The 25,898-nt window shown below is 66.7% G+C and carries 28 protein-coding genes and 2 tRNA genes; 6 read left to right on the top strand and 24 right to left on the bottom strand.

Going from position 1 to position 25,898, the window contains the following annotated elements; translation table 11 throughout:
- Positions 1-6: 6 nt before the first annotated feature.
- A complete protein-coding gene (gene sucD, locus AC5IG3_RS07065) occupies positions 7-900 on the top strand; it encodes a succinate--CoA ligase subunit alpha (protein WP_491905572.1) in 894 nt (297 codons plus the stop codon).
- Between the two features lie 108 nt (positions 901-1,008).
- On the opposite strand, the gene AC5IG3_RS07070 is transcribed toward sucD, so the two are convergent.
- Positions 1,009-4,188, bottom strand: a complete 3,180-nt coding sequence (locus tag AC5IG3_RS07070; protein WP_491905573.1) for a DEAD/DEAH box helicase — start codon at positions 4,186-4,188, stop codon at positions 1,009-1,011.
- 106 nt (positions 4,189-4,294) lie between these two features.
- The gene (locus AC5IG3_RS07075; protein WP_491905574.1) at positions 4,295-4,582 is read right to left on the bottom strand and encodes a hypothetical protein; all 288 of its coding nucleotides are present in this window, start codon (positions 4,580-4,582) and stop codon (positions 4,295-4,297) included.
- Between AC5IG3_RS07075 and AC5IG3_RS07080 the strand changes: the two genes are divergently transcribed.
- Entirely contained in the window at positions 4,550-4,840 is a 291-nt protein-coding gene (locus tag AC5IG3_RS07080; protein WP_491905575.1) for a hypothetical protein, read from the top strand. The genes AC5IG3_RS07075 and AC5IG3_RS07080 overlap by 33 nt on opposite strands.
- A gap of 324 nt (positions 4,841-5,164) precedes the next feature.
- Here the strand turns inward: AC5IG3_RS07080 and AC5IG3_RS07085 are convergent.
- The 6 genes from AC5IG3_RS07085 to tolB all read right to left on the bottom strand — a co-directional run bounded on the left by AC5IG3_RS07085 (position 5,165) and on the right by tolB (position 8,956).
- Positions 5,165-5,240: transfer RNA gene (locus AC5IG3_RS07085), tRNA-Lys, on the bottom strand.
- A gap of 27 nt (positions 5,241-5,267) precedes the next feature.
- Positions 5,268-5,343 (bottom strand) — tRNA-Lys (locus AC5IG3_RS07090).
- A gap of 87 nt (positions 5,344-5,430) precedes the next feature.
- Entirely contained in the window at positions 5,431-6,219 is a 789-nt protein-coding gene (locus AC5IG3_RS07095; protein WP_491905576.1) for a tRNA threonylcarbamoyladenosine dehydratase, read from the bottom strand.
- Entirely contained in the window at positions 6,216-7,040 is an 825-nt protein-coding gene (ybgF, locus tag AC5IG3_RS07100; protein ID WP_491905577.1) for a tol-pal system protein YbgF, read from the bottom strand. Before ybgF ends, AC5IG3_RS07095 begins: the two co-directional genes overlap by 4 nt.
- A 1-nt stretch (position 7,041) precedes the next feature.
- Positions 7,042-7,641 carry a peptidoglycan-associated lipoprotein Pal gene (gene pal / locus AC5IG3_RS07105; protein ID WP_491905578.1) on the bottom strand — a complete coding sequence of 200 codons (600 nt, stop codon included), beginning with the start codon at positions 7,639-7,641 and terminating at the stop codon, positions 7,042-7,044.
- 31 nt (positions 7,642-7,672) lie between these two features.
- Entirely contained in the window at positions 7,673-8,956 is a 1,284-nt protein-coding gene (tolB, locus tag AC5IG3_RS07110; protein ID WP_491905579.1) for a Tol-Pal system beta propeller repeat protein TolB, read from the bottom strand.
- 143 nt (positions 8,957-9,099) lie between these two features.
- Between tolB and AC5IG3_RS07115 the strand changes: the two genes are divergently transcribed.
- Positions 9,100-9,684, top strand: coding sequence for a peroxidase-related enzyme (locus AC5IG3_RS07115; protein WP_491905580.1), 585 nt, complete (start codon positions 9,100-9,102; stop codon positions 9,682-9,684).
- A 6-nt stretch (positions 9,685-9,690) separates the two neighbouring features.
- Here AC5IG3_RS07115 and aroQ read toward each other — a convergent pair whose 3' ends face one another.
- From aroQ to AC5IG3_RS07145, 6 genes are read right to left on the bottom strand one after another with little or no spacing between them, the layout of a single operon-like run.
- Complete coding sequence (gene aroQ / locus AC5IG3_RS07120; protein WP_491905581.1) at positions 9,691-10,140, bottom strand: type II 3-dehydroquinate dehydratase; 450 nt, start codon at positions 10,138-10,140, stop codon at positions 9,691-9,693.
- Complete coding sequence (aroE, locus tag AC5IG3_RS07125) at positions 10,137-10,976, bottom strand: shikimate dehydrogenase (protein WP_491905582.1); 840 nt, start codon at positions 10,974-10,976, stop codon at positions 10,137-10,139. The genes aroQ and aroE overlap by 4 nt, the downstream gene beginning before the upstream one ends.
- A 12-nt stretch (positions 10,977-10,988) precedes the next feature.
- Complete coding sequence (locus AC5IG3_RS07130) at positions 10,989-12,203, bottom strand: CaiB/BaiF CoA transferase family protein (RefSeq protein ID WP_491905583.1); 1,215 nt, start codon at positions 12,201-12,203, stop codon at positions 10,989-10,991.
- 20 nt (positions 12,204-12,223) lie between these two features.
- Entirely contained in the window at positions 12,224-12,685 is a 462-nt protein-coding gene (locus tag AC5IG3_RS07135) for a MaoC family dehydratase (RefSeq protein WP_491905584.1), read from the bottom strand.
- Positions 12,686-12,702: 17 nt separating this feature from the next.
- Positions 12,703-13,095 carry a VOC family protein gene (locus AC5IG3_RS07140; protein WP_491905585.1) on the bottom strand — a complete coding sequence of 131 codons (393 nt, stop codon included), beginning with the start codon at positions 13,093-13,095 and terminating at the stop codon, positions 12,703-12,705.
- A gap of 2 nt (positions 13,096-13,097) precedes the next feature.
- On the bottom strand, positions 13,098-14,048 hold the full coding sequence (locus tag AC5IG3_RS07145; RefSeq protein ID WP_491905586.1) for a ketopantoate reductase family protein: 951 nt from the start codon (positions 14,046-14,048) through the stop codon (positions 13,098-13,100).
- Positions 14,049-14,189: 141 nt separating this feature from the next.
- Here AC5IG3_RS07145 and AC5IG3_RS07150 point away from each other — a divergent pair, with 141 nt between their 5' ends.
- Positions 14,190-15,083 carry a LysR family transcriptional regulator gene (locus tag AC5IG3_RS07150; RefSeq protein WP_491905587.1) on the top strand — a complete coding sequence of 298 codons (894 nt, stop codon included), beginning with the start codon at positions 14,190-14,192 and terminating at the stop codon, positions 15,081-15,083.
- Positions 15,084-15,147: 64 nt separating this feature from the next.
- On the opposite strand, the gene AC5IG3_RS07155 is transcribed toward AC5IG3_RS07150, so the two are convergent.
- From AC5IG3_RS07155 to AC5IG3_RS07165, 3 genes are read right to left on the bottom strand one after another with little or no spacing between them, the layout of a single operon-like run.
- Positions 15,148-15,465 (bottom strand): non-heme iron oxygenase ferredoxin subunit, encoded by a 318-nt coding sequence (locus tag AC5IG3_RS07155; protein ID WP_491905588.1) that lies wholly within the window; start codon positions 15,463-15,465, stop codon positions 15,148-15,150.
- 7 nt (positions 15,466-15,472) lie between these two features.
- Complete coding sequence (locus tag AC5IG3_RS07160) at positions 15,473-15,955, bottom strand: aromatic-ring-hydroxylating dioxygenase subunit beta (RefSeq protein ID WP_491905589.1); 483 nt, start codon at positions 15,953-15,955, stop codon at positions 15,473-15,475.
- Positions 15,956-15,958: 3 nt separating this feature from the next.
- A complete protein-coding gene (locus AC5IG3_RS07165) occupies positions 15,959-17,218 on the bottom strand; it encodes an aromatic ring-hydroxylating dioxygenase subunit alpha (RefSeq protein ID WP_491905590.1) in 1,260 nt (419 codons plus the stop codon).
- 119 nt (positions 17,219-17,337) lie between these two features.
- Here AC5IG3_RS07165 and AC5IG3_RS07170 point away from each other — a divergent pair, with 119 nt between their 5' ends.
- Positions 17,338-18,285, top strand: a complete 948-nt coding sequence (locus AC5IG3_RS07170) for a LysR family transcriptional regulator (protein WP_491905591.1) — start codon at positions 17,338-17,340, stop codon at positions 18,283-18,285.
- Between the two features lie 107 nt (positions 18,286-18,392).
- Here the strand turns inward: AC5IG3_RS07170 and AC5IG3_RS07175 are convergent, their stop codons facing one another.
- Positions 18,393-19,370 carry a LysR family transcriptional regulator gene (locus tag AC5IG3_RS07175; protein WP_491905592.1) on the bottom strand — a complete coding sequence of 326 codons (978 nt, stop codon included), beginning with the start codon at positions 19,368-19,370 and terminating at the stop codon, positions 18,393-18,395.
- A 147-nt stretch (positions 19,371-19,517) separates the two neighbouring features.
- Here AC5IG3_RS07175 and AC5IG3_RS07180 point away from each other — a divergent pair, with 147 nt between their 5' ends.
- On the top strand, positions 19,518-20,723 hold the full coding sequence (locus tag AC5IG3_RS07180) for an aldo/keto reductase (protein ID WP_491905593.1): 1,206 nt from the start codon (positions 19,518-19,520) through the stop codon (positions 20,721-20,723).
- 91 nt (positions 20,724-20,814) lie between these two features.
- On the opposite strand, the gene rng is transcribed toward AC5IG3_RS07180, so the two are convergent.
- From rng to hemF, 6 genes are read right to left on the bottom strand one after another with little or no spacing between them, the layout of a single operon-like run.
- Entirely contained in the window at positions 20,815-22,293 is a 1,479-nt protein-coding gene (gene rng, locus AC5IG3_RS07185) for a ribonuclease G (protein ID WP_491905594.1), read from the bottom strand.
- Positions 22,294-22,300: 7 nt separating this feature from the next.
- Positions 22,301-22,930 (bottom strand): Maf family protein, encoded by a 630-nt coding sequence (locus tag AC5IG3_RS07190; protein ID WP_491905595.1) that lies wholly within the window; start codon positions 22,928-22,930, stop codon positions 22,301-22,303.
- Between the two features lie 12 nt (positions 22,931-22,942).
- Complete coding sequence (gene rlmH, locus AC5IG3_RS07195) at positions 22,943-23,413, bottom strand: 23S rRNA (pseudouridine(1915)-N(3))-methyltransferase RlmH (protein ID WP_491905596.1); 471 nt, start codon at positions 23,411-23,413, stop codon at positions 22,943-22,945.
- A gap of 3 nt (positions 23,414-23,416) precedes the next feature.
- Positions 23,417-24,250: a ribosome silencing factor gene (gene rsfS / locus AC5IG3_RS07200; protein ID WP_491905597.1), complete on the bottom strand. Its 834-nt coding sequence runs from the start codon at positions 24,248-24,250 to the stop codon at positions 23,417-23,419.
- Positions 24,251-24,265: 15 nt separating this feature from the next.
- On the bottom strand, positions 24,266-24,919 hold the full coding sequence (gene nadD, locus AC5IG3_RS07205; RefSeq protein ID WP_491905598.1) for a nicotinate (nicotinamide) nucleotide adenylyltransferase: 654 nt from the start codon (positions 24,917-24,919) through the stop codon (positions 24,266-24,268).
- A 25-nt stretch (positions 24,920-24,944) separates the two neighbouring features.
- Positions 24,945-25,895, bottom strand: coding sequence for an oxygen-dependent coproporphyrinogen oxidase (gene hemF, locus AC5IG3_RS07210; protein ID WP_491905599.1), 951 nt, complete (start codon positions 25,893-25,895; stop codon positions 24,945-24,947).
- Positions 25,896-25,898 lie beyond the last annotated feature (3 nt).

Here is a 25,898-nt window from a genome sequence, read left to right on the forward strand (position 1 = left end):
AAGAACATGTCGATTCTCATCAACAAAGACACGCGGGTCATCACCCAGGGCATCACCGGCAAGACCGGCCAGTTCCACACGCTGGGCTGCCAGGCGTATGCCAACGGCAAGAACGCTTTTGTGGCGGGTGTGAACCCGAAGAAGGCGGGCGAGAAGTTCTCGGACATCCCGATCTACGCGACCGTCAAGGAAGCCGCCCAGGCCCAAGGCGCGACCGTCAGCGTGATCTACGTGCCGCCCGCGGGCGCGGCGGCTGCGATCTGGGAGGCGGTCGAAGCCGACCTGGACCTGGCGATCTGCATCACCGAAGGCATCCCGGTTCGGGACATGCTGATGGTGCGCAACAAGATGAAGGCCAAGGAAGCGGCCGGCGGCAAGCGCACGCTGCTGCTGGGGCCCAACTGCCCGGGGCTGATCACGCCCGAGGAGATCAAGATCGGCATCATGCCGGGCCACATCCACCGCAAGGGCCGCATCGGCGTGGTCTCGCGTTCGGGCACGCTGACGTATGAAGCCGTCGCCCAACTCACCGAGATCGGCCTGGGCCAAAGCTCGGCGGTCGGCATCGGCGGGGACCCGATCAACGGCCTGAAGCACATCGACGTGATGCGCGCCTTCAACGACGATCCGGACACCGACGCGGTCATCATGATCGGCGAGATCGGCGGCCCGGACGAGGCTGAAGCGGCACTCTGGTGCAAGGCGAACATGAAGAAGCCGATCGTGGGCTTCATCGCCGGTGTGACGGCCCCGGCCGGCAAGCGCATGGGCCACGCCGGTGCGCTGATCTCGGGTGGCGCGGACACAGCGGACGCCAAGCTCGCGATCATGGAGGAGTGTGGCTTCACCATCACGCGCAACCCCTCCGAGATGGCTCGGCTGTTGAAGGCGATGCTGTAAGGGGAATCGGATGCAGGGGTGGCTTTTGCTGCTCCTGCAAAAGACAAAAAGCCGCTCAGTGAGCGGCTTGACGTCGTGTGTAGAACGTTCCGAATATCGGATCTGGGCTCACACCCCACGCAGCACACTGAACTCCCTGAACAGCCTTGCAGGCAGCGGCATCTCAAGCCGCCAGACGATGCTCATCGGCCGGTCGCCCTCAGCCGACTCCAGCGTCACGCGCCCGCAGGCCCGGTAAGCGTCGCCTTTACGCGGTCGCACAAAAAGCTGGAATTGCCAGCCGTTGCTCGCACTCTCCAGATAACGCCGACCTCCGGGCGTATCCGGGCCGGCGCTACTCTGTGTCTGCCAATGGAAACGCTCTGCGCTGATCGCATAGTCGTGATACGAGATGCGGTCGTGGTAGCCCTCGCTCTTGTCGAGCGTCACGAACAGCAGCTCGATCTTTCGGTGGGTCAGTGGCAACACACCGGCCTGGAACGGCGCACGGCGCGTTGCTGTCAGCCAGCCGACCGCCGTGAGCACTTCGCGCGCGCCATAGGCGGCGTGCAAGCACAACGGCGTGTCTTCGAGACCGGGCAATGCGTTGGCGCCCAGGCTGCTTCGGGCCTGCAGCAGGTCTGACAACTCGACCAGCTCCGCGGCGATGGCAGGGTGGCGTGCCAGTCGCTTGGCAAAAGCCTCGTGACCGGCTGCCTGCGCATGCCGGCCATCGATCTGATAGGCCAGCATCTGCACACCCAATGCACTCTTGGCGTCGAGCACTGCCGAGTGGCCTTGCCTGGCGCCGACCGCAGCCATCATGTCGAGCCGACGCGGGTCGTCCACGTGCAGCAGGTCACCGAAACGGCGGCTGAAGTAGTCCTCTTCCGGACCGGGCTCCGCGACGATCAGGCCGGCGTCGCGCTTGAGCGCCGTCCAGCCGCTGCGGCCTTGGCCGGTGCCCGCGCGGTAGACGTCTTCGAGCTCCAGCGCCTGGTCATGCAGAAAGTCCGCCAAGCGCACCGACGCACGGCCCTTCAGCGCCACATACGTCTGCAACTCGGTCTTCAGGCGGCGCCAGTTCTGCGTCGTCAGCGCACGCAAGCCTTGCAGCACCTGCTCTCGCGTCTGCCGCTGAAGGTGGATGTGGCAACCCGGCGGCAAGCTGCTAAAACCGTTCTCGACGCCCTCCACCAGTTCGCGGCGCGACAGCCCGGTCAGGCTCGACAACAGGCGGTCAAAACGAAACTCGGTGCGGTGCTGGCCGACAAAGTCGAGCACCAGGCAGCTCTCCTTGCCCGGCGCCAAGCGCAGGCCACGGCCGATCTGCTGCTGGAACAGCACCGGGCTCTGCGTGGGCCGCAGCAGCAACAGGGTGTCGACCATCGGCAGGTCGATGCCTTCGTTGTAGAGGTCGACGGTCACCAATGCGCACAGCTCGCCGCTGAGTAGGCGTTGCGGCGCGCGGCGCCGCTCTTCAATCGCTGTCGTGCCGACCACGCAGGCCGCCGGCAGGCCGGCGCGGTTGAACCAGTCGGTCATGAACTCGGCGTGGGCAACCGACACGCAGAACACGATGGCACGCGACCGCAATGCGTCGGAAGCCAGCCGGCGCCATTCATTGACGACGAGCCGCGCACGCACGTCATTGCCGGTCACGAGGTTGTCGATTACCGCGTCGCACTCACGTGCGGATTTCTCCCATGGCACGGCCGAGAAGTCTGTGGCGTCGTCGCAGGCGTAGTACTCGAAGGGTGCCAGCAGTTGCAGGTCGAGTGCGTGCCACAGCCGCAGCTCAATGGCTGGGCTGCCATCCGGGCGTGCATCGAAGTACTGCGCAATGGGTTGCCCGTCGCTGCGTTCGGGTGTCGCGGTCAGGCCGAGCAAGACGCGGGGGCGAACCGACTTGACGAAGGCATCAAAGCGATCGGCGGCCAGCCGGTGGCATTCATCGACCACGACGGTGTGCCAATGATCGGCACCGACGCTGACCACCAGGTCGCGGCTGGTCACGCTGTCGATGGTGGCAAACAGATGGTCCCATCGTTCGGGCTGGTGGCTGCCAGTGAGCAGGTCGCCGAATTCGGGGTCACGCAGCACTTCGCGATAGGTGCGCAGGGCCTGGCGCAGGATCTCTTCGCGATGCGCCACAAACAGCAGGCGAGGGCGGCCGCCTTCAACCCGGCAGGTGTTGCGATAGTCGAACGCCGCCACCACGGTCTTGCCGGTGCCGGTAGCCGCCACCAGGAGGTTTTTGTTCCGGCCGTGGCTGCGCTCGGTGATCAATTGCTCCAGCATCTCTTGCTGATAGGTCTTGGGCTGGAGGTCGAAGAAGCTGATCGTGGCCGTGGGCTCGCCGCCGAAGGACTCGCGGCCAAGCGCGGCGGCCAGTGCCTGCCGGTGCGCGACGTTGTCCGGGTCGTAACGCTGAAACTCGCTGTCGGCCCACAGCGTTTCGAAGTGGGCAACCGCCCGGGCAAACAGCGACTCTTGCGCGCGCTGGGTCAGCTTGACGGTCCACTCCAGCCCACCGGTCAGCGCCGCGCCCGACAGGTTGGCACTGCCGACATAGGCTGAGCCGAAGCCGGTCTTGCGCTGGAACAGCCAGGCCTTGGCATGCAAGCGCGTGCGCCTGCCGTCGAGCGACACGCGCACCTCGCACCCCGGCAGGCGTGCGAGTTCATCCAGCGCCCGCGCCTCGGTCGCGCCGGTGTAGGTCGTGGTGAGGATGCGCAGGCGTGTAGCCGCTTGGCCCTGTCCGTTCCCGCCCTTGGCCGTGATCTGCTGCAGCACGTCCTGCAGCTTGCGAACGCCCGACACGGTGATGAAGCTGACGAGGATGTCCACCTGGTCGCTGGAGACCAGTTCGCGGCGGATCTCCTGCAGCAATGAAGGCGAGCCTTTGCCGGCCGTGAAAAGCCAGGGTACGGCCAGACCGATCTCTGGTGACGTCGGGAACTGCTGGTTGCGCTGCACGGCCCTGAGGACACGCAGCGGCGATGCCACCAGGTCGACGACTTCGGCAGACGCAGCGGCACCGGTCGAACCGTCGCTGACCTTGAGCCGCTGGCGCAGCATCACCAGGAGCTCATTGGCCAGTTCGAGTTGCCGCCTGGCTTTGTCGGCGCCGTCACCGGCGACATCGTCAAGCAGCGTCGCCAACTGCCGCGTGATGACGTCGGCCAGGAACTCGGCGGCGCCACCCTTGAGCGCCGACACATCCGCGCTGCTGGGGTCGATGGTTGCGAGCGATCGGGACAGGCCCTCGGTCAGCAACAGGTCATAGAGACCGTCGGGTAATGCCATTGTCCAGTTCCCCCCCTTGTTTGCGAGGTTGTACCAGGCGCCAGAACGAAGTTGCGGATGGACTCAGCACACGGTCAAACGCAGCACCAACGACTTGCCAGTTCCGTCAATCAAGTTGCAGCTCTCGTCCCGGATAGAGCCAGAGCGCCGTGCGGGCCAGGGAAGTCAGCGACGTGCTGCACGCCTCCTCCGGCGGCAGGATGATCTCCGAATGGGCAAAGCGACCAGAATGCAAGGAGGTCGTGATGAGTGCGAACGACTCTGCCCCGGCAGTCAACATTCCGGAGGTGAAGTAGCCGGCGAACCGCCGATTCACGTCCAACTGCATCGGCGTGACCTGCCGGGCACCCCGGACATCGTCATGCCCGGCCGCAAAGTCGCTGTCTTCGTGCACGGCTGCTTCTGGCATCGTCATCAGGGATGTCGCTACGCCAGGATACCCGCCACGCGCACCGAGTTCTGGAAAGCCAAACTGGAGGCCAACGTCGAGCGCGACCACCGCGCCATCGACAGGCTCCAGGCGTCGGGCTGGCGGGTTCTGTGCGTCTGGGAGTGCGCAACGCGTGACGCTTCGGGCCTCCAAGGCGCAATGCGAGCCTGGATCGAGGGCGATGCCAAGCTAGGCGAGATTGGTGCGCCACTGCGGGTTTGAGCCAAGGCCAACTCCCGCTTGCGAGGAGTTAGAGCCCAGGATAGGGCACACATCGACGACAAACGCAGTGCGTCCATCGCAACGCAGTCTGCCGGCACCTTGAACCGCGCAGGCACCATGCTGAACGACATCAACCGTGCAGCCACCACGCCGTTTCGGTCGTGGAGATGTTGGGAGAACGCTACAAGCCCGAAATGCCAAACGAGCAGTCGTACTTGGCAGCCCCGGACCAGTGATGCACCGCGCAACGGACTTCACAATCAGATGCACAAAAGAAAAAAGGACTTAGCTTTTGCTAAGTCCTTGATTTTCTTCGAGAATTTTTGGTGGGCCCTGAGTGACTCGAACACTCGACCTACGGATTAAGAGTCCGCTGCTCTACCAACTGAGCTAAGAGCCCTAACAAGAATAATATTATAACACAGTTTGGTGGGTTGTGCGGGACTCGAACCTGCGACCTACGGATTAAAAGTCCGCTGCTCTACCAACTGAGCTAACAACCCTTCCAATGCTTAGGCATTGCTGCCAAAACTGCTCGCTTGCTTCTTAACAACCGAGCCCACTATTCTATAGTGATATTCAGATAAAGATCAAGCACTCTCACCGCTTGAACGCAAATATTTACCTCGAACCCACTGCAGCGCCTCAGCAGCAGCCACCATGCCGAAGCAGGCAGTCACAGCCACACTCGATCCATAGCCGTGGCAGTTCAGGCTGCCGTCGACCGGGCAGTTGGCATCGGGCAACGTGACGGCTTCCTTGGAGTACACGCACCGCACACCAAGCGGACCCGTACGCGGCGCACCGTCCTTGCGGAGTTGTTGTCGCATGCGGGCCAGCAAGGGATCGTGGCTGACCTGAGCCAGGTCATCGACTTGCACCAACTCTGGACGTGACTTGCCGCCCGCAGCGCCCACCGTGACCAGTGCATGGCCTGTGACGACAGCCCATCGCGCCAAAGCCTGCTTGACGCGCGTCTGGTCGCAGGCGTCGATCACCACGTCGACCGGCACCGGCAGCAGCGCAGGCCAGTTTTCCACGGTGGCGAATTCTTCGACCGCGTGCACCAGACAGCCGGGATGGATGTCGGCGATGCGCACGCGCAATACCTCCACCTTGGCCGCGCCGACGGTGCTGCCCAGCGCCTGCACCTGGCGGTTGATGTTTGATTCGGCAATCTGGTCGAAGTCGATCAGCACCAGTTGCGCCACACCGCTGCGCGCCAGCGCCTCGACCGCCCAGGAGCCCACGCCACCGACGCCGATCACGGCCACGGAGGCCCCGCGCACTCGTTCGTAAGCCTCGCTGCCCCACAAGCGGCGCAGGCCACCGAAGCGACGCTCCAGATCCGCGTCGGTGTACGTCTCTGAGCCGCTCACTTGACCTGCGACAGACGTTCGCGGCCCGCTTGCGCGGCTTCGGACTGCGGATAGTTCTTGATCAGTTCGTCCAGCGTCTTGCGGGCCGCGCGGTTGTCCTTGAGTTCGATCTGGCAGTTGGCCAGCGCCAGCAGCGCCTCGGCGGCACGTGGGTGATCGGGCGTCGCGCTGACCAGACTGCGGAAGGTCACGACGGCCTCCTTGACCTCGCCCTTGCCGTACTGCGCATTGCCCAGCCAGTACTGCACATGGCCGGCGTAGGCGCTGCCGGGGAAACGGCGCTGGAACGAAGCCAATGCATCAGCGGCCTTGGCAAATTCGCCGCGCCGCAGGATCGCGATGGCGTCGTCGTAGGTCTTTTTCTCGCCCGAATCCACCGTGACGTCCTTGCCGTCCAGGCTGACTTTCTGCGGCTCCAGACGCTTCATGCGCTCATCGAGCGTGGCCAGCGTGGCGAGCAGGTCTTTCTGCTTGCGTTGCAGTTCAGACAGATCGCGCGCCACGTCGCGGGTCGATTGCGTGGCCTGCTCGTCCTGGCCGCGCAGACGCGCCAAGTCGGCGCGCAGGACTTCCAGCTGGTTGTTCAATTCCAGCGTGCCGCGCTTGATGACGTTGACCTGCTCCAGCAGTTCGGCGGTTTCGGCCTTGCGGGCGGCAAGTTCCTTCTGCGTCTGCTGGTCAACCTGATCAAGCCGGGCGCGGATATCGACGATCGCCTTGCGCGCTTCATCGTCATCAAAAATGCCGGCCTGGGCCGTGCCCAAGCCCAGGCTCAAGCATGTGGCCAGGGCCAGCGGTGCGAGCGGTGACAGTCTCTTCATCTCAACGATCCTTCAATTCAGCGCGGCGGTTCTTGGCCCAGGCCGCTTCGTTGCCTTCGGCGGCCAGCGGGCGCTCCTCGCCGTAGCTCACGGCCTCAAGCTGCGACTCCAGCGGGCCCAGCAACGTCAGGGTGCGCACCACGGCGTCGGCGCGCTTCTGGCCCAGCGCCAGGTTGTATTCACGGCCACCGCGCTCGTCGGTGTGGCCCTCGACCAGCATGCGGCGCTGGCGGTTGGCGTTGAGCAGCCGGGCATTGGCCTCCACCACGCTGCGGAACTCGTCCTTGATGACGAAGCTGTTGAAGTCGAAATAGATCACCCGCAGGTTGGCCGGCACGTCGCTGCCATTGGCGGCGCTCAGGCCACCCGCCCCCAGATCGACGCTGGTCACACCCGACGCGCTGGTCTGCCCGGCGCCGACAGCGCCCGTACCAGCCTCGGCGCCACTGGCCGCGCCGCCCACGCCCGCTGCCGCGTTGCGGTCTTCCACCGGTGCGGGCGGGTCGAGCCGGGTGCTGGTCGAGCAGGCCGACAGCAGCATCGTGCCGACCGCCAGGGCCGTGATGGCCGCAGAAAAGCGGCTTCGAATATTGAGTTTCATGGGTCAGATTTCTCCGTGATTCCGTGCCCGGTCAACGGCCGTAGGGGCCCCAGACCGGTTCGCGCACATCGGCCTGCGGCACACCCAGGCGAGCCTTGATGCTGCCGTCGAGCGTGGTCGTCATCAGCACGTCACGCCCGGCGGCGCGTGTGGCGTAGATGATCATGCGGCCATTGGGCGCAAAGGCCGGGCTTTCGTCGTCATTGGTGTCGGTCAAGGGCGTCAGCGTGCCGGTGGCCAACTCCATCAGCATGACGCGGAAACTGCTGCCGCCCGGGCGCGACACGAAGGTCATGTAGCGACCGTCGGTGCTCAGCGCCGGGCTGATGTTGTAGTTGCCTGCAAAAGTCACACGCTCGGCGTTGCCACCCGCCGAGGACATGCGGTAGATCTGCGGGCCGCCGCCCCGGTCGCTGACGAAATAGACGCTGCGACCGTCTGCCGACCAGGCCGCTTCGGTGTCGATGCCACTGCTGTTGGTCAGGCGCCGCAGGTTGTCGCCGGTGCGACTGACGGCATAGAGCTGCGACAGCCCGTCCCGCGTCAGGGTGACCACCAGTTGCTGGCCATCGGGCGACCAGGCCGGCGCACTGTTGGAGCCCTTGTAATTGGCCACGATGCGCCGCTTGCCGGTGCCCACTTCCTGCACGTAGACCACCGCCTTGCGCGACTCGAACGACACGTAGGCCAGTTCGCGCCCGTCCGGCGACCAGGCCGGCGAGATGATCGGCTCGGGGCCGGCCACCGCCACCTGCGCGGCCTCGCCATCGGCATCGGCCACCCAGAGCGTGTAGCGCCCGGAGGCCTTGGAGACATAGGCGATGCGGGTCGAGAACACGCCCTTCTCGCCCGTGAGCTTCTGGTAGATCTCGTCGGCGATGCGGTGCGCGGCCAGCCGCAGGTCTTCCTTGGGCACGGCCAGCGCCTGCGCGGTCAGCTCGACCCCCTTGACCACGTCCCAGAGCCGGTAGCGCACGTCGAAGCGGCCATCGGCCAACCGGGTGATCGAGCCGGCCACCAGCGCGTCCCCGCCCCGGGCGCGCCAATCGGGGAACACCGGCCGCGTGTTCTCGTCGAACACGCCGCCCGAGGCATCGATCAGCTTGAACAGGCCGCTGCGCTCCAGATCTCCCCGCACGATGGCCGACACCGGCTGCGACGCCTTGTCTTCATCGCGCAGCTTGGGGATGGCGATCGGCACCTGCGTGGCGCCCACGCCGGAGATTTCGACGCGGAACTGCGCCTGCGCCCAGGGCATGGCGACGGCAGCGCCGGCACCGGCCACGAGGCGGGAAAATTGTCTGCGGGAGGTCATCTGCACCTGCATTCCTGGGTATTCGAGCCTCGGCAATATAAACGAAGGCACCCACCGCGCCGGGGCGCACCGCACTCCAGCGGTTCGACAGGGCTTCAAAGACAATGAGCCCGGTCCATCCACCTCTCAACTTGCGCACGATCATGACCCAGCCCATCAGCCGCTACCCGGTGCCCGAGATCACCACCCTGCCCGATGACCTGCGCGAGCGCATTCTGGCCGTGCAGGACAAGGCGGGCTTCGTGCCCAACGTATTTCTTGCGCTGGCGCACCGGCCCGACGAATGCCGCGCCTTCTTCGCTTACCACGACGCGCTGATGCTGCGCGAGTCGGGCCTGAGCAAGGGCGAGAAGGAAATGATCGTGGTCGCCACCTCGGGCGCCAACCGCTGCCTGTATTGCGTGGTGGCGCACGGCGCCCTCCTGCGCATCTACGAAAAGGCACCGCAACTGGCCGACGCCGTGGCCATCAACCACCGCAAGGCCGACCTGAGTGCGCGCCAGCACGCCATGCTGGACTTCGCGCTCAAGGTCTGCACCGATTCGGCCAGCGTCACCGATGCCGATCACGCCGCGCTGGCCGCGCACGGCTTCAGCGCCGAGGACATCTGGGACATCGGCGCCATCACGGCGTTCTTCGGCCTGTCCAACCGCATGGCCAACCTGATCGACATGCGGCCCAACGACGAGTTCCATCTGATGGGCCGCCAGCCCCGGCCCGCAAGGTAAGCCCGCTCAGGCCGGCGCGGCCTCGGCCACCGCCGACACCGCCGCACGCAGCGCAAGCAGATAACTGTCGACGCCAAAGCCGCAGATCTGGCCCTTGACGATCTCGGCAAACACCGACACGTGGCGGAAGGTCTCGCGGGCGTGAATGTTGGACATGTGCAGTTCCACGATCGGGCAGGTCAGGATCGCCAGCGCATCGCGGATGCCGTAGCTGTAGTGCGTCCAGGCGCCCGCGTTGATCAGCACGGCGTCGACGCGCTCGGTATAGCCCTGGTGAATGCGCTCGACCATCTCACGCTCGCTGTTGGTCTGGAAGCTCTCGACCTGCGCGCCCAGTTCTGCAGCCAGCGCGGCCAGTCGTTCGTCGATCTGCGCCAGCGTGATCGTGCCGTACTGCTTGGGGTCACGCTTGCCGAACATGTTGTGGTTGATGCCATGCAGCATGAGGATCTTCATCGGGCACTCTCCAACGGCACTGTCATTTTCTCGATCAACGCCCGTGTGTCGGGCCGCACGCCACGCCACCACAGGAAGGCTTCCGCCGCCTGCTCGACCAGCATGCCCACGCCGTCGGCCAGGCGCTTGACGCCCGCGTTCTGCGCCAGCCGCAGGAATGGCGTCAGGCCCTTGCCGTACGCCAGTTCATAAGCGAGGCAGTCCGAGCCGAACACGCCCGCCGGCACCGGCGGCAGCTCGGCCTTCAGACTGGCCGACGTGGCATTGACGACCACGTCGAAGCGCTCACCCACCAGATCGGCATAGCCGCAGGCGACGATGGTGCCGCGCGCGCTGAAGTTGGCCGCCAGTTCCTGCGCCTTGCCCAGCGTGCGGTTGGCCAGCACCAACTCGGCGGGGTTCTGCGCCAGAAACGGCAGCAGCGCACCGCGTGCGGCACCGCCCGCACCCAGCATCAGCACGCGCTTGCCCGCCAGTACGACGCCCAGGTTGCGCTGGATGTCGTTGACCAGGCCGACGCCGTCGAAGTTGTCGGCCAGGATCTTGTCGCCCTCGAACTTGAGCGCGTTGGTGGCGCCGGCCAGCCGGGCGCGCTCCAGCCGGTCGGTGGCCAGCTCGAACGCCTGCAGCTTGAACGGCATGGTCACGTTCATGCCCCGGCCGCCACGCGAGATGAAATCCGCCACGTCCTGCTCGAACGCCTCGGGCGAGCCGGTGTGGCCCTCGATGGCGATGTACTCGATGTCCTGCCCGGTCGCCTGCGCGAAGCTGCGGTGGATCAGCGGCGACTTGGTGTGGCCGATCGGGTTGCCGATGACGGCGTACAGGTCACTCATGTCTAACGTCCTTCACTTTGAGAACAGCACGCCGTCTGCCTGCATCGCCGCGATCTCGTCGGCGCTGAAGCCCAGGCTGGCGGCTACTTCGCCGTTGTGCTGGCCCAGGTCGGGAGCGACCTGGGTGATCGTCGTGTCGCAGTCCGAGAAACGGAACGGCAGGTTCGGCAGCCGCAACGTGCCATGGCGCGGGTGCTGCTGTTCCACGATCATGCCGCGCGCCTGGATCTGCGGGTCGGCGATGACCTCGTCGATGCGCTGTACCTTGGCGGCGGGCACGTCGATGGCGTCGAGCAGTGTCAGCACCTCGGCCACCGTGCGCGCGGCCACCCAGGGCTTGACGGCGGCCAGGATCTCCTCGCGCCCGGCGTTGCGGCCGCTGGAGCTGTGAAAGCGCGCATCGGCACCAAAACCCGCCGGCCCGCCGTGGGCCTCGACCAGCACGGCGAAACGCTTCCACGCGTCATCCACCTGCGCGGCCAGCACCAGGTCGCCATCGGCGGCGCGGAACACGCCGTAGAGCGTGCTGGTCGGCATGTCATGGCCGGTTTGCTCGGGCAACGCGCCGGTCAGCGTGTAGTTCTGCACCGCGTATTCGTGCATCGAGACCAGGCAGTCGTACAGCGCCATGTCGATGTGCTGGCCGCGGCCGGAGTTGACGCGGCCCAGCAGCGCCGCATTGATCGCCGCCACCGCGTGGATGCCGGTGTACATGTCACCCAGCGAGATGCGCAGCAGCGGCGGCGCCTCGCCCGGCGTGCCGACCATCTGCATGATGCCGCTCTTGGCCTCGGCGATCAGGCCGAAGCCGGCGCGGTGCGAATCCGGCCCGGTGTGACCGTAGGCCGAGATCGAGCAGTACACCAGCCTCGGGTTGCGCGCCCGCAACTCGGCCTGGCCCAGACCGAGTTTGTCGAGCGCACCAGGACGGTAGTTCTCAATGAACACGTCGGCTGAGTCGCACAGCTTCTGCATGAAGGCCTTGCCGCGCGCATCACGCATGTTGACGCTGACGCCTTGCTTGCCCATGTTGAGCTGCAAGAAGTAACCGCTGGTCTGGTCGTCCAGCACCGTGGCGTGCTGGCGGCCGGCGTCGCCCGAGCCGGGGCGCTCGACCTTGATGACCTCGGCGCCGAGCGCGGCCAGGCAGCGGCCGACATAGGGGCCGGCCAGGAAGTGCGAGTAGTCGATGACGCGGATGCCCGCGAGCGGAAGTGCTTGTGCCATGTCTTGTCTCCTGGGCGGGCTCAGACGGCGCCGGGGCGACGCGGAATCATCAGGCGGTGTTCGCCACGCTGCACCACCTCGCCGTTCTGGTTGATCAGCTCCGACGGCAGCACCACGATGCCCCAGCCCGGCTTGCTCTTGCTGGCGCGCATCGCGCCGACCTTGAACTTGACGTGCAGTACGTCGTTGACCTTGATCGGCAGCAGAAAGTCCCAGGTCCAGCCCAGCGACATGCCGGGCAGGAAGCGGTAGTCGCTCTGCGTCTTCAGGCCGTCGGCAATGCTCAGGCCGAACAGGCCGTGCGCGACGATGCAGCCGAAGTGGCTGGCGTTGGCGTAGGCCTCGTCGACGTGCACGGGGGTGTGGTCGCCCGTGAGGTCGGCATAGGCCAGGATGCGTTCCTTGGTGACGGTGTAGGTCGGGCTGACGCAGGTGTCGCCTTCCTTCGCATCGTCCCAGTATTTTTCGAGGCTCAGGCTCATGGTGGGTCCTTGTGTTGTCAGTCCGCCGAGCGCGGGTTGATGGCGAGCGCGGCGGCCACGCAGCGCGCGGGTTTCGCCTGCATCAGCTCCACGGCCAGGCCATCCGGCAAACGCAGCCAGTTGCGGCCTTGCGGCATCTCGGTCACGCCAAAGGCCTGCGCGGCGGCGAGGGCCCATTCAAGGTCCTCGCACATCACGCCGAGGTGGCCGAGCCGCCCTTCGGGCTCGTCGAAATCAGGCTTGGCAATGAACTGCATGCCGCCGAGCGTCCAGTACTGAATCGGGTTTTCGGGCGTGCCCTGCACTTCGCGCATCGTCATGCCGAGCACGTCGTGGAAGAACTTGATATGCCAGTGGATGTCACGCACCCAGATGGCGACGTGTTCGAGGTAGGCCTTGGGGGTGGTCATGTTCAGCTCCTGCTGCGCGCCATGCGCATTTCAATGCCCTTGATGCACGCCACCAGCGCCGCGTTCACGGGCGTGGTGACGCCGCAGCGGGCTCCGCAGCGCACGACGGCGCCGTTGATGAAGTCGATTTCGGTGATGGGACCGTCGCTGCGCGAGCCCTTCTCCAGGCTCTGCAGCATCGAGGTCTTGAACTCGGGCGGCAGGCCGGCGGCGGCCAGGTCCCAGGCCTGCTCAGGCTCGGTCAGGCTGAGCCGGATGCCGCTGGCCTGGGCCACGTCCATGGCCTCGGCCACCGCCGCCAGCGCGGTGTGGCGCAACTCGGGCAGCGCGTACAACTCGCCATAGGTCAGGCCGGTGATGCCCGTGAGCGCACCGGTGGCGACGTTGACCAGCAGCTTGTCCCACATCGTGCCCATGATGTTGTCGCTGACGGTGGTCTGCAGGCCGGCACGGTTGAACACGGCGGCAATGGTCTGCACGCGCGGGGTGACGCGGCCATCGAGTTCACCGATCATCGTCTGCTTGCCCGCCACGCCGGAAATGATGCGGCCCGGCGCCAGCATCACGCCGCCGACATAGGTCTTGCCGGCCAGCACGCGCTCGCGGCCGACCACCTCGGCCAGGATGTCCTCATGACCCAGACCGTTCTGCAGCGACAGCACCACAGTGTCGGGGCCAATGAGCTCGGCCGCGCCCTGGATGGCGTCATGGGTATGGAAGGACTTGACCAGCACGATCACCAGGTCCACCGGGCCAATGCCGGCGCAGCGCGTCGCCGCCTGGACCTTGACCTGGCGCTCGCCTTGCGGTGTCACCAGCGTCAAACCATGGGTGTTCATGGCGTCGACGTGGGCGGCGGTGCGGTTGATGAGCCAGACGTCGGCGCCGGCTTCGGTCAGCGCACCACCGATGGCACAGCCCAGGGCGCCCGCGCCGAGGATGCAGATTTTCACGTTTGACCGTCCTGTGAGTGAGATGCAGCGCTCAGGCTGCGATGGGACGGAACGATAGGCAGCTCTTCCCCATCTGTCGATGCAATGGGAACAATAGGTATATTGCCAAACGCAATACACCCCCGCATCACTGAACTCGCCATGGCCCTGCCCGACCTGAAACTGCTGCAACTCTTCGATGTGCTCTACGACAGCCGCAGCGTCACGCGCGCGGCCGAATTGCTGGGCCAGAGCCAGCCGACCGTGAGCATCTGGCTGGCGCGGCTGCGCGAGCAGTTGCGCGACCCGCTGTTCGTGCGCACGCCCGCCGGCATGCAGCCCACGCCGCGCGCCGACGCGCTGATCGGCCAGACGCGCGAGATCCTCGAATCGTTGCGCCGCCTGTCGGCCTGGGAGGCCGACTTTGTGCCCGCCACCGCACAGCGGCGCTTTCGCATCTGCATGACCGACGCCAGCCACATCACGCTGCTGCCGCGCGTGCTGGCGCATGTGCGCGCCGTGGCGCCGCAGGTGCGGCTGGAAGCCGCCCGCATCGACGGCCAGACCGCCAGCGCGCTGGAGTCCGGCGAGGCCGATCTGGCGCTGGGCTACGCGCCGTGGCTGGAGTCCGGCATCTACCAGCAGACGCTGTTTCCGCAGGACTGGGTCTGCCTGGCCAACCCGGCGCATCCGCGCATCGGTACGACGCTGGACTTGACGCTGTATCAGGCCGAGGCCCACATCGCCATCGCCGCCGGCACGGGCTACCAACTGCTGGAAGCGGCCCTGAGCCGCCAACACATCCAGCGCCGCGTGCTGCTGGAATTACCCGGCTTTTTGGGCCTGGCGCCGATCGTGTCAACCACCGATCTGATCGTCACCTTGCCGCGCCACATCGGCGAGACGCTGGCGAACTCGGGCGGCCTGGCCGTGTTGGCCTGTCCGCTGCTGGTGCCGTCGTTCGACGTCAAGCAGCACTGGCACGCCCGCTACCACCAGGACGCCGGCAACCGCTGGCTGCGCAGCGTGATCGCGGGCCTGTTCATGCGGACCTGAGCCACAGCGAAGCTGGGCTGCGCGCCGCTGCGCCTCGTCCGCGGCTCTGAAGTGAGGGGGAAATTCAGTCGAGCTGCAGGTACACGCGCTGACCCTCGATCTTCACGGGATAGCTGCGCAGCGCCTCGGTCACCGGGGCGCAGCTGGGCTGGCCGTTGCGCACGTCGAACTTGCCCTGGTGCAGCGGGCATTCGATCTCGTGGCCTTCCAGAAAGCCATCGCACAGCCGCGCATGACCGTGCGTGCAGAGGTTGTCGGTGGCGTACACCGCGTCGCCGACGGTGTAGATCGCAATGTCGCGGCCCGCGATGGCCAGGCCCATCACGTCGTCGCTGGGCAGGTCGTCAGCCGACAACGCGTCAATCCAGGTGGAAGCAGTCATGGTCACTTCAGAGGGGGTAAATGATGGAGTTGGGGATCATTTCGCTGTCGTAGATGCACTCGCGCGACGCGAACTTGAAGCCCTCGGGCGTGCGCACCACGGTGTCGAGATAGCGGCCGACGTTGAACACGGTCGAGGGTTCCGACAGCTTGGTGCGGAACACCGCGTAGTTGGCCTCGCAGGTGATGCGGCCCTCGGCCACGCTGCGGATCACCGGCACGCCCACCACGTGCCGCTGGTAGTACGGGTCGTGGAACAGCGTCTCCTGGATACCGTAGACGCGGTCCTTCAACATGCCTTTGCTGGTGAACGAAAGTGTCGCCAGCGGAAAGCCGCGCTCGTGGTTCTCGCGCGGCTGCAGGCGGTAGACGCAGTCGTCGGTGAAGAACTCGGGCCACAGCGCCCAGTTTCCGGAATCCACCGCGCTGGCGTAGTCGGCGTAGAGCTGGTTCAGTGCCAGCCAGTCGTCGAAATTGATGTTCGTGGTCATCGCTCAGGCCTCCATCACTTCGCGCCAGTAGCGGTACATGCCGCGAATCAGCGTCTCGGTCACCATGTGCTCGGTGTCTTCCACGCCATGCCCGCCGAGTTCGGCCAGCGTGCGGTGGAAGGGCTTGCTCTCGAAGGCCTGCTGTGAGAACTCGATCACCTCGCCGTCGTCGGCCGACACGAAGCCGGCCGGGCCGAACAGGTTGGCCTGGCGCAGGCGGCGCTGGGTCATGTCTTCGGTGTCATCGTCAAAACCGAAGTGCGTCCAGACGAAGTCGAAGCTGCCGTGGCCGTTGGGCTGGATGTGGCGGGTGCTGACGCTGTTGACCTGCTGCTGCAGGATCACGCTCGGGAAGATCGTCGTCATCACTGCGGTCGGGCCGTTCCACCAGGGCTCGGGCGCGATGTCCAAGAAGCTCGGATCGTTGAGCTGCATGCTCTCCTTGAAGCTGGAGACCTGCGTGACCTGCTCGGACTTGCCCGCCGTGCCCCGCGTCGAGATCATCGCGGCGTGGCGGTGCTTGTCGTCCATGCGCAGCTGGCTCTTGTTGTCGGCACGCCAGAGGCCGAAGGTGACGAACCAGGTGTGCAGCAGGCCCGGGTGGTACGGGTCCTTGATGTTCTCCTGCATCAGCTTCCAGTTGCCCGGAATGCGCTGGCGGTTGTAGCCCAGGATCTTGAGCTGGCGGCCGTTGAAGAGGCGGTCGAAGTAGCCGAGGATGGTCGGGCCCAGGTAGTCCTCCAGCGACTCCACTTCATGGTCGAACGAGGCGAACACCACGCCGCCACGCGTGGCGACCTTCAGCTTGGTCAGGCCGTGGTCGCTGGTCTTGAAGTCGGCCGGCATGCCGCCGTGGACCTGGCCGTCCTGCTTGACGCCGCGGCGGAACGGCACGCCCTGCAGGTCGCCCTTGAGCGTGTAGCTCCACTGGTGGTACGGGCAGACGAAGTCCTTGACCGTGCCGTGGCGCTCGCGGCAGAAGCGCATGCCGCGGTGGGCGCAGACGTTCTCGACCACGCTGATGCCGCCGTCGGCGTCGCGCACCAGGATGACCGAGCGCTCGCCCACCACCGTGCGCTTGAAGTTGCCGACCTCGGGCACCTCGGCCTCCAGGCCGACGTAGCACCAGTGGCCCTGGTAGAAAAAGCGCTCCAGTTCTTTCTTGTAGATCTCGTCGCTGGTGTAGGTCAGGAAGGGAATGCGGTGCGTGCCCTCGCTCTCCCACTGCGGGGTGATCGGAAAGACGGTCGAGGTGTCGCTCATGTGGGTCTCCGGGTCTCTGCGCTGAAAGGAGCGGCCGCCATGGTCGTCGCTGGCGCTGGATCCACCAATAGAATGGCTTGAATGTTGAACATCACAACGGGTGATGTAGCGAGGCGCGCGTGGAACTGAAGGACATCGACCTGAACCAGCTGGTGCTGTTCCACCAGCTGATGATCGAGCGGCGTGTCTCCAAGGTGGCCGACACGCTCGGCCTGACCCAGCCGGCGGTCAGCAACACGCTGGCCAAGCTGCGGCGCCAGTTTGGCGACGACCTGTTCATCCGCACCGCCTCCGGCATGGTGCCGACCCCTTTCGCCGAGCAACTTGCCGAGCCGATCGGCGACGCGCTGGCCATGATCCACAGCGGCCTGAACCAGCAACTGCGCTTTGACCCGGCCAGCGTCAAGCGCTCGCTGACCATCGGCATGACCGACATCGGCGAGATCGTGTTCCTGCCCCGGCTGGTCGAGCGGCTCAGCCGCGAGGCGCCCGGCATCACGCTCAACACGGTCCGCAACACGGCGGTCAACCTGCGCGACGACATGGAGTCCGGTCGGGTCGACCTGGCGATCGGCCTGCTGCCGCAGTTGAAGTCAGGGTTCTTCCAGCGCCGGCTCTTCAGCCAGCGCTATGTCTGCCTGTTCCGGCGCGGACACGCGCTGGATGGCCAGCCGCTCCGCCTGGCGGACTTCCGCAGCGCCGAGCACCTGGTGGTGGTGTCGGCCGGCACCGGTCACGGCAAGGTGGATGAGTTGCTGCAGCGCGCCGGCATCGACCGGGTCGTGCGGCTGACGGTGCCGCACTTCGTCGGCGTCGGCCACATCCTGCAGGGCACCGATCTGGTCGCCACCGTGCCGGAGCGGCTGGCCCAGCGGCTGGCCGAGCCGTTCGGGCTGGTCTGGCTGACCCACCCGGTCAAGCTGCCGGAAGTCGCCATCAATGTGTTCTGGCACGCCAAGGCGCACCGGGCGCCCGCCAACCAGTGGCTGCGCGGTCTGCTGTTCGACCTGTTCACGGACGGCAGCAGCAGCGGGGAACCTGCGTCGGAATCCGAACCGCCGGCCTGACAACGGGCGGCCCGGCCAGGCCGAACATCACTGTCACTGGTCGCTGTCAGCCTTCATCTCCAGGATCCAGACCACCCCGTGAACATCAATAGGCGCCAGCTGCTGCGTCACTTGAGTTGAGCCTGCGGGGCCCGTTGTGCGTCAGGCGCTGCGCGCGCAAGCTCATGGCTCGTCAGCACGAACTGCGAGCCTTCGGTGAGGCGCTCGACCGCAAGATCAACGAAGGCGCGTGCCCGGGCCGGCTGCGAGCTTCTGCTGCCGTAGTAAACGAAGTAGCTGGCGAAGTCCGCCATGTGCGCCAACAGGACGGGAACCAGCCGGCCCGAGCGAATATGGGGCGCGGCTGTAGTGCCCGCCAGCTGCCCCAGCACCTTGCCCGCCAGCACGGCCTGAAGCTCCAGGCCCTCGTCGTTGCTGATGAGGGCGGGCGCCACGGGCTGCTCCACCAGTTGCCCGTCCAGCGCCAGGTGCCAGGGCGCCAGCTGCCCCGTGCCCGGATGGCGAAACACGCTGCAACGGTGGGACGCCAGCGCCGCCAGCGTGTCGGGCACGCCGTGCTTTTCGAAGTACGCGGGTGCGCCGCAGACGATCATCTGCAGCGGCAGCAAGCGGCGCGCAATCACGCCCTCATGTGGTGAATGGCCAAGGCGGAAGCCTACATCCACCCGGTCCTCGACCCAGTTGCCTACGCGGTCATCGAGCAGCACGTCGGGCTGGATGCCGGGGTGACGCTCGCAGAACTCTTCGATCAGCGACCAGAGGATGGGCTGGAAGGTGGTGCGGGGTCCGACGATGCGCAGCGGCCCGGCGAAATCGTCCTTCGCGCCGCGCGCCTTGCTGAGCGCGCGCTGCACCCCGACCAGCGCCGGCTGTACGTCTTCCAGCAGGCGCTGCCCCGCATCGGTCAGCGCCATGACCCGGGTGGTGCGATGGAACAGCCGCGCGTCCAGATGCGATTCGAGCTGCGCCAGCGCTTTGCTGGCCGCCTGCGGGCTGATGCCCAGCGCCTGTGCGGCACGGCGCAGGCTGCCCAGTTCAGCCGCCTTGATGAAGGTGGATACGCAGCGAAGCTCATTGATGGCCATGAAGGACAACCTCCTGCCGAGGATTGTCCCGGTTGAGATGCCAATCCAACAACCGATTAAGCACTTTTGCAATGCGATTCAACGACCTAGAGTGGGCCTGGATCCACACATCTTCAGCTCTCACGCACTGCCGCCCCAGGAGTTCCCATGCGTCGCCCCAATCCCATCGCCCTTTCCACCCGGACGCCAGCCACCGTCGACCGTCGCCAGCTTCTGGCCATGGCCGCGACCCTGGGTGTGGCGCCCTGGCTGCTCTCGGCCTGCGCCAGCGCTGCCGACACCACGACCACCGCCGGACCGCAAGCGGCAGCGGGAGCGCGGCGCCGGCTGGGGCCGCTCGAAGTCTTCCCGGTCGGCCTCGGCTGCCAGTGGCGCCCCGGGGCCGTGCCCGGTGAACTGGCCGACTCCTACAGCAGCCGCTTCGATCGACCGGCCGCGATCCGCCTCATCCGTCGCGCCGTGGACCTGGGCGTGACGCTGATCGACACGGCCGAAGCCTACGGCCCGCACGTGTCCGAGGGCATCGTCGGCGAAGCGCTGCAGGGCATTCGCCACCAGGTGGTTCTGGAAACCAAGTTCGGCTTCAACATCGACCCGGACACCGGCGTGCGCAGTCCCGGCCTGAACAGCCGGCCCGAGCACATCCGGCAGGTGGTCGACGCGCAGTTGAAGCGCCTGCGCACCGATCACATCGACGTGCTGATCCAGCACCGCGTCGATCCGGCCGTGCCCATCGAGGACGTGGCCGGCACGGTCAAGGACCTGATCGCCGAAGGCAAGGTTCGGCATTTCGGGCTGTCGGAGCCGGGCGTGCAGACCCTCCGCCGCGCGCACGCGGTGCAGCCCCTGGCGGTGATCCAGAACGAATACTCGATGCTGTGGCGCGGCCCCGAAGCGCAGGTGCTGTCGCTGTGCGAGGAACTCGGCATCGGCTTCGTGCCCTGGAGCCCGCTGGGCATGGGCTTTCTGGCCGGCACGGTTCGGGCCGATTCGCGCTTTCAATCGGCACCGGTGCTGGATTTCCGCGCGATCTCGCCTCGTTTCGCGCCCGAGGTGCTGCCGGCCAACATGGCGCTGGTGGACGTGGTGCGCACCTGGGCACAGCGCAAGAACGCCACGCCGGCGCAACTGTCCCTGGCCTGGCTGCTGGCGCAGAAGCCCTGGATCGTCCCGATCCCCGGGACCACGAACATCGCGCACGTGGAGGAAAACCTGGGCGCGGCCACGATCGCGTTCACAGGCGATGAACTGCGCCAACTCAACGCAGCAGTCGCCACCGTGCGCATCCAGGGCGAGCGTTTGCCTGCGGCCGTGATGCGCTTGTCGGGCGTGGAGGCGCCGCCCAAGCGCTGAGACCAAGACGGTGTCCGATGGGGTGACCAGCACTTCGGGCACAACGCCATTTCGGCCCGTTGCGGCAGAGGCCCTGGCGGCCACTGAAACCTCACATCAGCACGATGTCGTACTGCTCCGGGTTCATGCTCGGCTCGGTCTGCAGCGAGATCGGCTTGCCGATGAAGTCGCTCAGGCCGGCGAGGTGCTGGCTTTCTTCGTCGAGCAGCATTTCCACCACCGCCGCGCAGGCGATGACGCGGAATTCCTTGGGATTGAACTGGCGCGCTTCGCGCAGGATCTCGCGCAGGATGTCGTAGCAGACGCTGCGCGCAGTCTTGGTCTGGCCGCGGCCGGCGCAGGTGGGGCACGGCTCGCACAGCATGTGGGCGAGTGATTCGCGGGTGCGCTTGCGCGTCATCTCGACCAGGCCCAGCTGGGTGAAGCCGCTGACCGTGGTCTTGGTGCGGTCGCGCGAGAGCTGCTTGCGCAACTCAGACAAGACTTGCTCCTGATGGTCGGGGCGCGTCATGTCGATGAAATCGATGATGATGATGCCGCCCAGGTTGCGCAGCCGCAGCTGGCGGGCAATCGCCAGCGCCGCTTCCAGGTTGGTCTTGAAGATGGTGTCGTCGAAGTTGCGCGCGCCGACGAAGCCACCGGTGTTGACGTCGAACGTGGTCAGCGCCTCGGTCTGGTCGACCACCAGGTAGCCGCCGGACTTGAGGTCGACGCGGCGCAGCAGCGATTTCTCGATTTCCTGGTCGATGTTGAACAGGTCGAAGATCGGCCGCTCGCCCTTGTAGTGCTGCAGGCGGTTGACCGAGCCGGGCGTGTACTGCTGGCCGAAGGCGCGCAGCGCGTCGAACTGCAGGCGCGAGTCGATGCGGATCGACTGCGTGCGCTCATGCACCAGGTCGCGCAGCACGCGCTGGGCGAGGTTCAGGTCTTCGTGCAGCAGCTTGCCGGCGGCCGACTTGAGCGCCTGCGCGCGGATGGTGTTCCAGGCCTTGCGCAGGTAGGCGATGTCTTCGGCGAGTTCTTCGTCGCTCGCGTCCTCGGCATTGGTGCGCAGGATGAAGCCGCCACCGCCACCGGTCTCGCGCGTGCCGGCCAGCACGGCCATGCGCTGGCGCAGTTGGTCGCGCAGTTCGGGCGAGCCGATCTTCTGCGAGATGCCGATGTGCTCGTCCTGCGGCAGGTAGACCAGCAGGCGCCCGGCCACGCTGATCTGGGTGGAGAGCCGCGCGCCCTTGGTGCCGATCGGGTCCTTGATGACCTGCACGACAAGGCTCTGGCCCTCGAACACCAAGCGCTCGATCGGCGTGGCCGGCGTGTTGTCGGCCGAGCGCACCGGAATCTGGCCGGCCACATGCACATCGGCCACGTGCAGGAAGGCGGCGCGCTCCAGGCCGATGTCGATGAAGGCGCTCTGCATGCCCGGCAGCACGCGCGCGACCTTGCCGAGATAGACGTTGCCGACCAGGCCGCGCTCCAGCGTGCGTTCCAGGTGCAGCTCTTGCACCGCGCCGTGCTCGACCACCGCGACACGGGTTTCCTGGGGCGACCAGTTGATCAGAATGTCTTGCATGAGAACCTCAAAGCTTCCAGCCCAGGCCGCGCAGCAGCTGCGCGGTCTCGAACAGCGGCAGACCCATGATGCCGGAGTAGCTGCCGCGAATGGACGCGATCCATGCCGCCGCCTCGCTCTGGATGGCGTAGGCGCCGGCCTTGCCCATCGGCTCGCCGCCCTCGACGTAGGCGCGGATCTGCGCGGCGCTGACAGGTGCAAAGCGCACGCGTGACTCGCTCAGCAGGCAGGTTTCCTGCGTGCTGCCGGCACCACTGGAGAGGGCCACTGCCGTCAGCACACGGTGCTCCTGGCCGGCCAGCAGGCTCAGGATGCGGGTGGCGTCAGCGGTATCGACCGGCTTGCCCAGAATCTGGCGGCCCAGCGCCACCGTGGTGTCGGCGCAAAGAATCGGCGCATCAGGCCAGCCGTGCGCCTGCAGGCGGGCGCGGGCGGCGCCGAGCTTGGCCAGCGTCACGCGCTGCACATAGGTCCTGGGGGCTTCGTTGGGGCGCACGGCCTCCAGCGCTTCGGCGTCCTCGTCGGGCGTGGGCAGCAGCAGCTGGTGCGGCACGCCGATCTGGTCGAGCAACTGGCGGCGGCGCGGGCTTTGCGAGGCCAGGTAGATCCAGTCATGTTGGACAGCTTGATCAGCCATGGCGCAGCGCCTTCATTCGCGGTGATAAGGGTGGCCGACCGTCACCGACCAGGCGCGGTAGAGCGCCTCGGCCAGCATGACGCGCACGAAGGCGTGCGGCAGGGTCAGGTCGGAGATGCGGATCAGTTCGTCGCCGCTCTGGCGCAGCGCGGGGTCCAGGCCGTCGGGCCCGCCCACCAGCAGCGCCACATCGCGGCCGTCGAGCTGCCAGGCGCGCAGGCGCTCAGCCAACTGGACGGTGGTGAGGCGGCTGCCACGCTCATCGAGCACGACGCGCCGGCAGCCGCGCGGCAAGGCGGCTTCGATGCGCACGCGCTCGGCCGCCATCAGCGCCTCGACCGGCTTGCCGCTGGTGCGCGGCTCGGTCTTGACCGCCTTGAGCTCCAGCCTCAGATCAGGTGGAAAGCGCTTGGCGTAGTCGTCATAGGCCGTATCTGCCCAGGCGGGCAGACGCTGGCCCACGGCGACCAGCAACAGCTTCATGCGTCAGGCGCGGGGCTTGCGGACAGCAGCTTTCTTGGCCGGGGCGCGGGCAGGCGCAGCGCGCGTGCCGGCTGCAGCCTTGCGGGCCGGCGCCTTCTTGGCCTCGGTCGGCATGATCACGATGGTCTTGACGGCTTTGTCGGCGGCGGTGGTGGTAGCCGCTTTCCTGGCCGGAGCCTTCTTGGCCGCCAGCGGCGCCGGCACGGCAATGCCCTTGGCCGTGCTCTTGACGACGGTCTTGCGGGCCGGCGTCTTCTTGGCCGCAGGCTTGCGCTCTGCGGCGCGGCTGGCCGCCACTTCCGGCGACTCGGTGTTGGCCGTGACCTTGGGCGCGGCTTTGGGTGCCTTCTTGGCCGCCGGCTTGGCGGCGGAGTCCTTGGCCGCAGGCGTCTTGGTCGCCGGCTTCTTGGCGGTCTTGACGGCCTTCTTGGGCGCGGGCACTTCGTCTTCTTCCTCGACCGGTTCGCTGGCCTTGACCAGACCACGGGTCTGCGACGACAGCGTCATCTTGACCGGCTTGCCACCCCAGATCTCTTCCAGGTGGTAGTACTGGCGGATGGCAGGCTGCATGACGTGCACGACGGCAGAGCCGCAGTCCACGATGATCCACTCGCCGTTGTCCTCACCCTCGATGCTCAGCACCTCGCCGCCTGCGGCCTTGACAGCCACGCTCACGCCGGAGGCGAGCGACTTGGTCTGGCGGTTGCTGGTGCCCGAGGCGATCACCACGCGCTCGAACAGCGGCGAGAGGTGTTCGGTGTTGAAGACCACGATGTCCTGGCCCTTGACGTCTTCCAGGCCATCGACGATGGCGCGTTGCAGCTTGCGAATATCCATGCAGATCTAGTTTCTTCAGTGTGGCGCGCGCGAGGCGGCAAGAGGGGGATGGTACAGCCGGTGGCTGTCAATGTAGGCAGCCACCGGCTCGGCCAGCATGGAGCCGGCCAGCGCAGCGGCGGATTCGCCCGCCGACAGCCGCGCCCGGATGGCGGTGGCCGAGGTCGGACTGGCCGGCATGAGCAGCGTTTCAAGCCGGTGCGGCACGGCAGCCAGATCATGCGGCGTGACCACGGCCTGGCCGTTGCGCGCCGTCACGGCCAGCGTGACAAGCCCGAGCAGTTGCGGCCAGCCGTGCCAGGTAGGGAAGTTGGCGTACTGGTCCTGGCCGAGGATCAGGAACCATTGGCACCCCCGTCCGCCCGACGCCTTCGCCCAGCGCGACTGCAGCTCGGTCACGGTGTCGAGCGTGTAGCTCGGGCCGGTGCGGTTGAGTTCACAGGTTTCGAGCCGGTAGCGCGGCTCATCGGCAATCGCCAGCGCGACCATCGCGGCGCGGTCGGCCGCCGGGGCCAGCTGGCGGGCCTTCTGCCACGGCTGGCCGGCGACGACCCAGCGCAACTCATCGAGCTGCAGTTGCGCCAGTGCCGCATCGGCCAATTGCCGATGCGTCAGATGCACCGGATCGAAGCTGCCGCCGAGCAGGCCGATGCGCCGGCCTGCCGTCACCTCAACTGTGACCCCAACCGCCGCTTCAACCGCCATCGGTTCCGGCCAGCCAGTCGCGCACGGGCAGGAAGTCGGTGTAGAGCCGCGCCTCGGGCGTGCCCGGCTCGGGTGCCCACTGGTAGCGCCAGCTGACGTTGGGGGGCATCGACATCAGAATCGATTCGGTGCGCCCGCCCGACTGCAGGCCGAACAGCGTGCCACGGTCCCACACCAGGTTGAACTCGACGTAGCGGCCACGCCGATAGGCTTGGAACTCGCGTTCGCGCTCGCCATACGGCGTGTCGCGGCGGGCCTGCGCGATCGGCAGCCACGCACCGATGAAAGCGTCGCCCACCGACTGCATCAGCGCCAGGCTGCCTTCGGCGCCCAGTTCCGAGAAGTCATCGAAGAAGATGCCGCCGACGCCGCGCGCCTCGTTACGGTGCTTCAGGAAAAAGTACTCGTCGCACCAGGTCTTGAAGCGCGGGTGATAGGCCTCGCCGAACGGCGCCAGCGCATCGCGGCAGCTGCGGTGAAAGTGCTGCGCGTCTTCCTCGAAGCCGTAGTACGGCGTCAGGTCCATGCCGCCGCCAAACCAGCGCACGGTCTGGCCGGCGGCCGGGCCCTGCGTCGGCGTGGCCGAGAGCATGCGCACGTTCATGTGCACGGTCGGCACATAGGGGTTGCGCGGGTGGAAGACCAGCGACACGCCCATGGCCTCAAAAGGCGCGCCAGCGAGCTCGGGCCGGTGCTGCGTGGCCGACGGCGGCAGCGCCTTGCCGCGCACCTGGCTGAAGGCGCAACCGCCGCGCTCCAGCAGCGCGCCGCCCTCCAGTACGCGGGTCAGGCCGGCGCCATCGAGCAGGCCGCCGGGCGGGCGCTCCCAGGCGTCGTGGATGAACTCGCCACCGTCTTCGGCACCCACCGCCGCGCAGATGCGCGCCTGCAGGCCGCGCAGGTAAGCCGCGACCTGCTCGTTGCTCAGCGTGTCCGCCATGGC

It is taken from the genome of Leptothrix sp. (in: b-proteobacteria) (genome assembly GCF_965250675.1).
Taxonomy (GTDB): Bacteria; Pseudomonadota; Gammaproteobacteria; order Burkholderiales; family Burkholderiaceae_C; genus Sphaerotilus.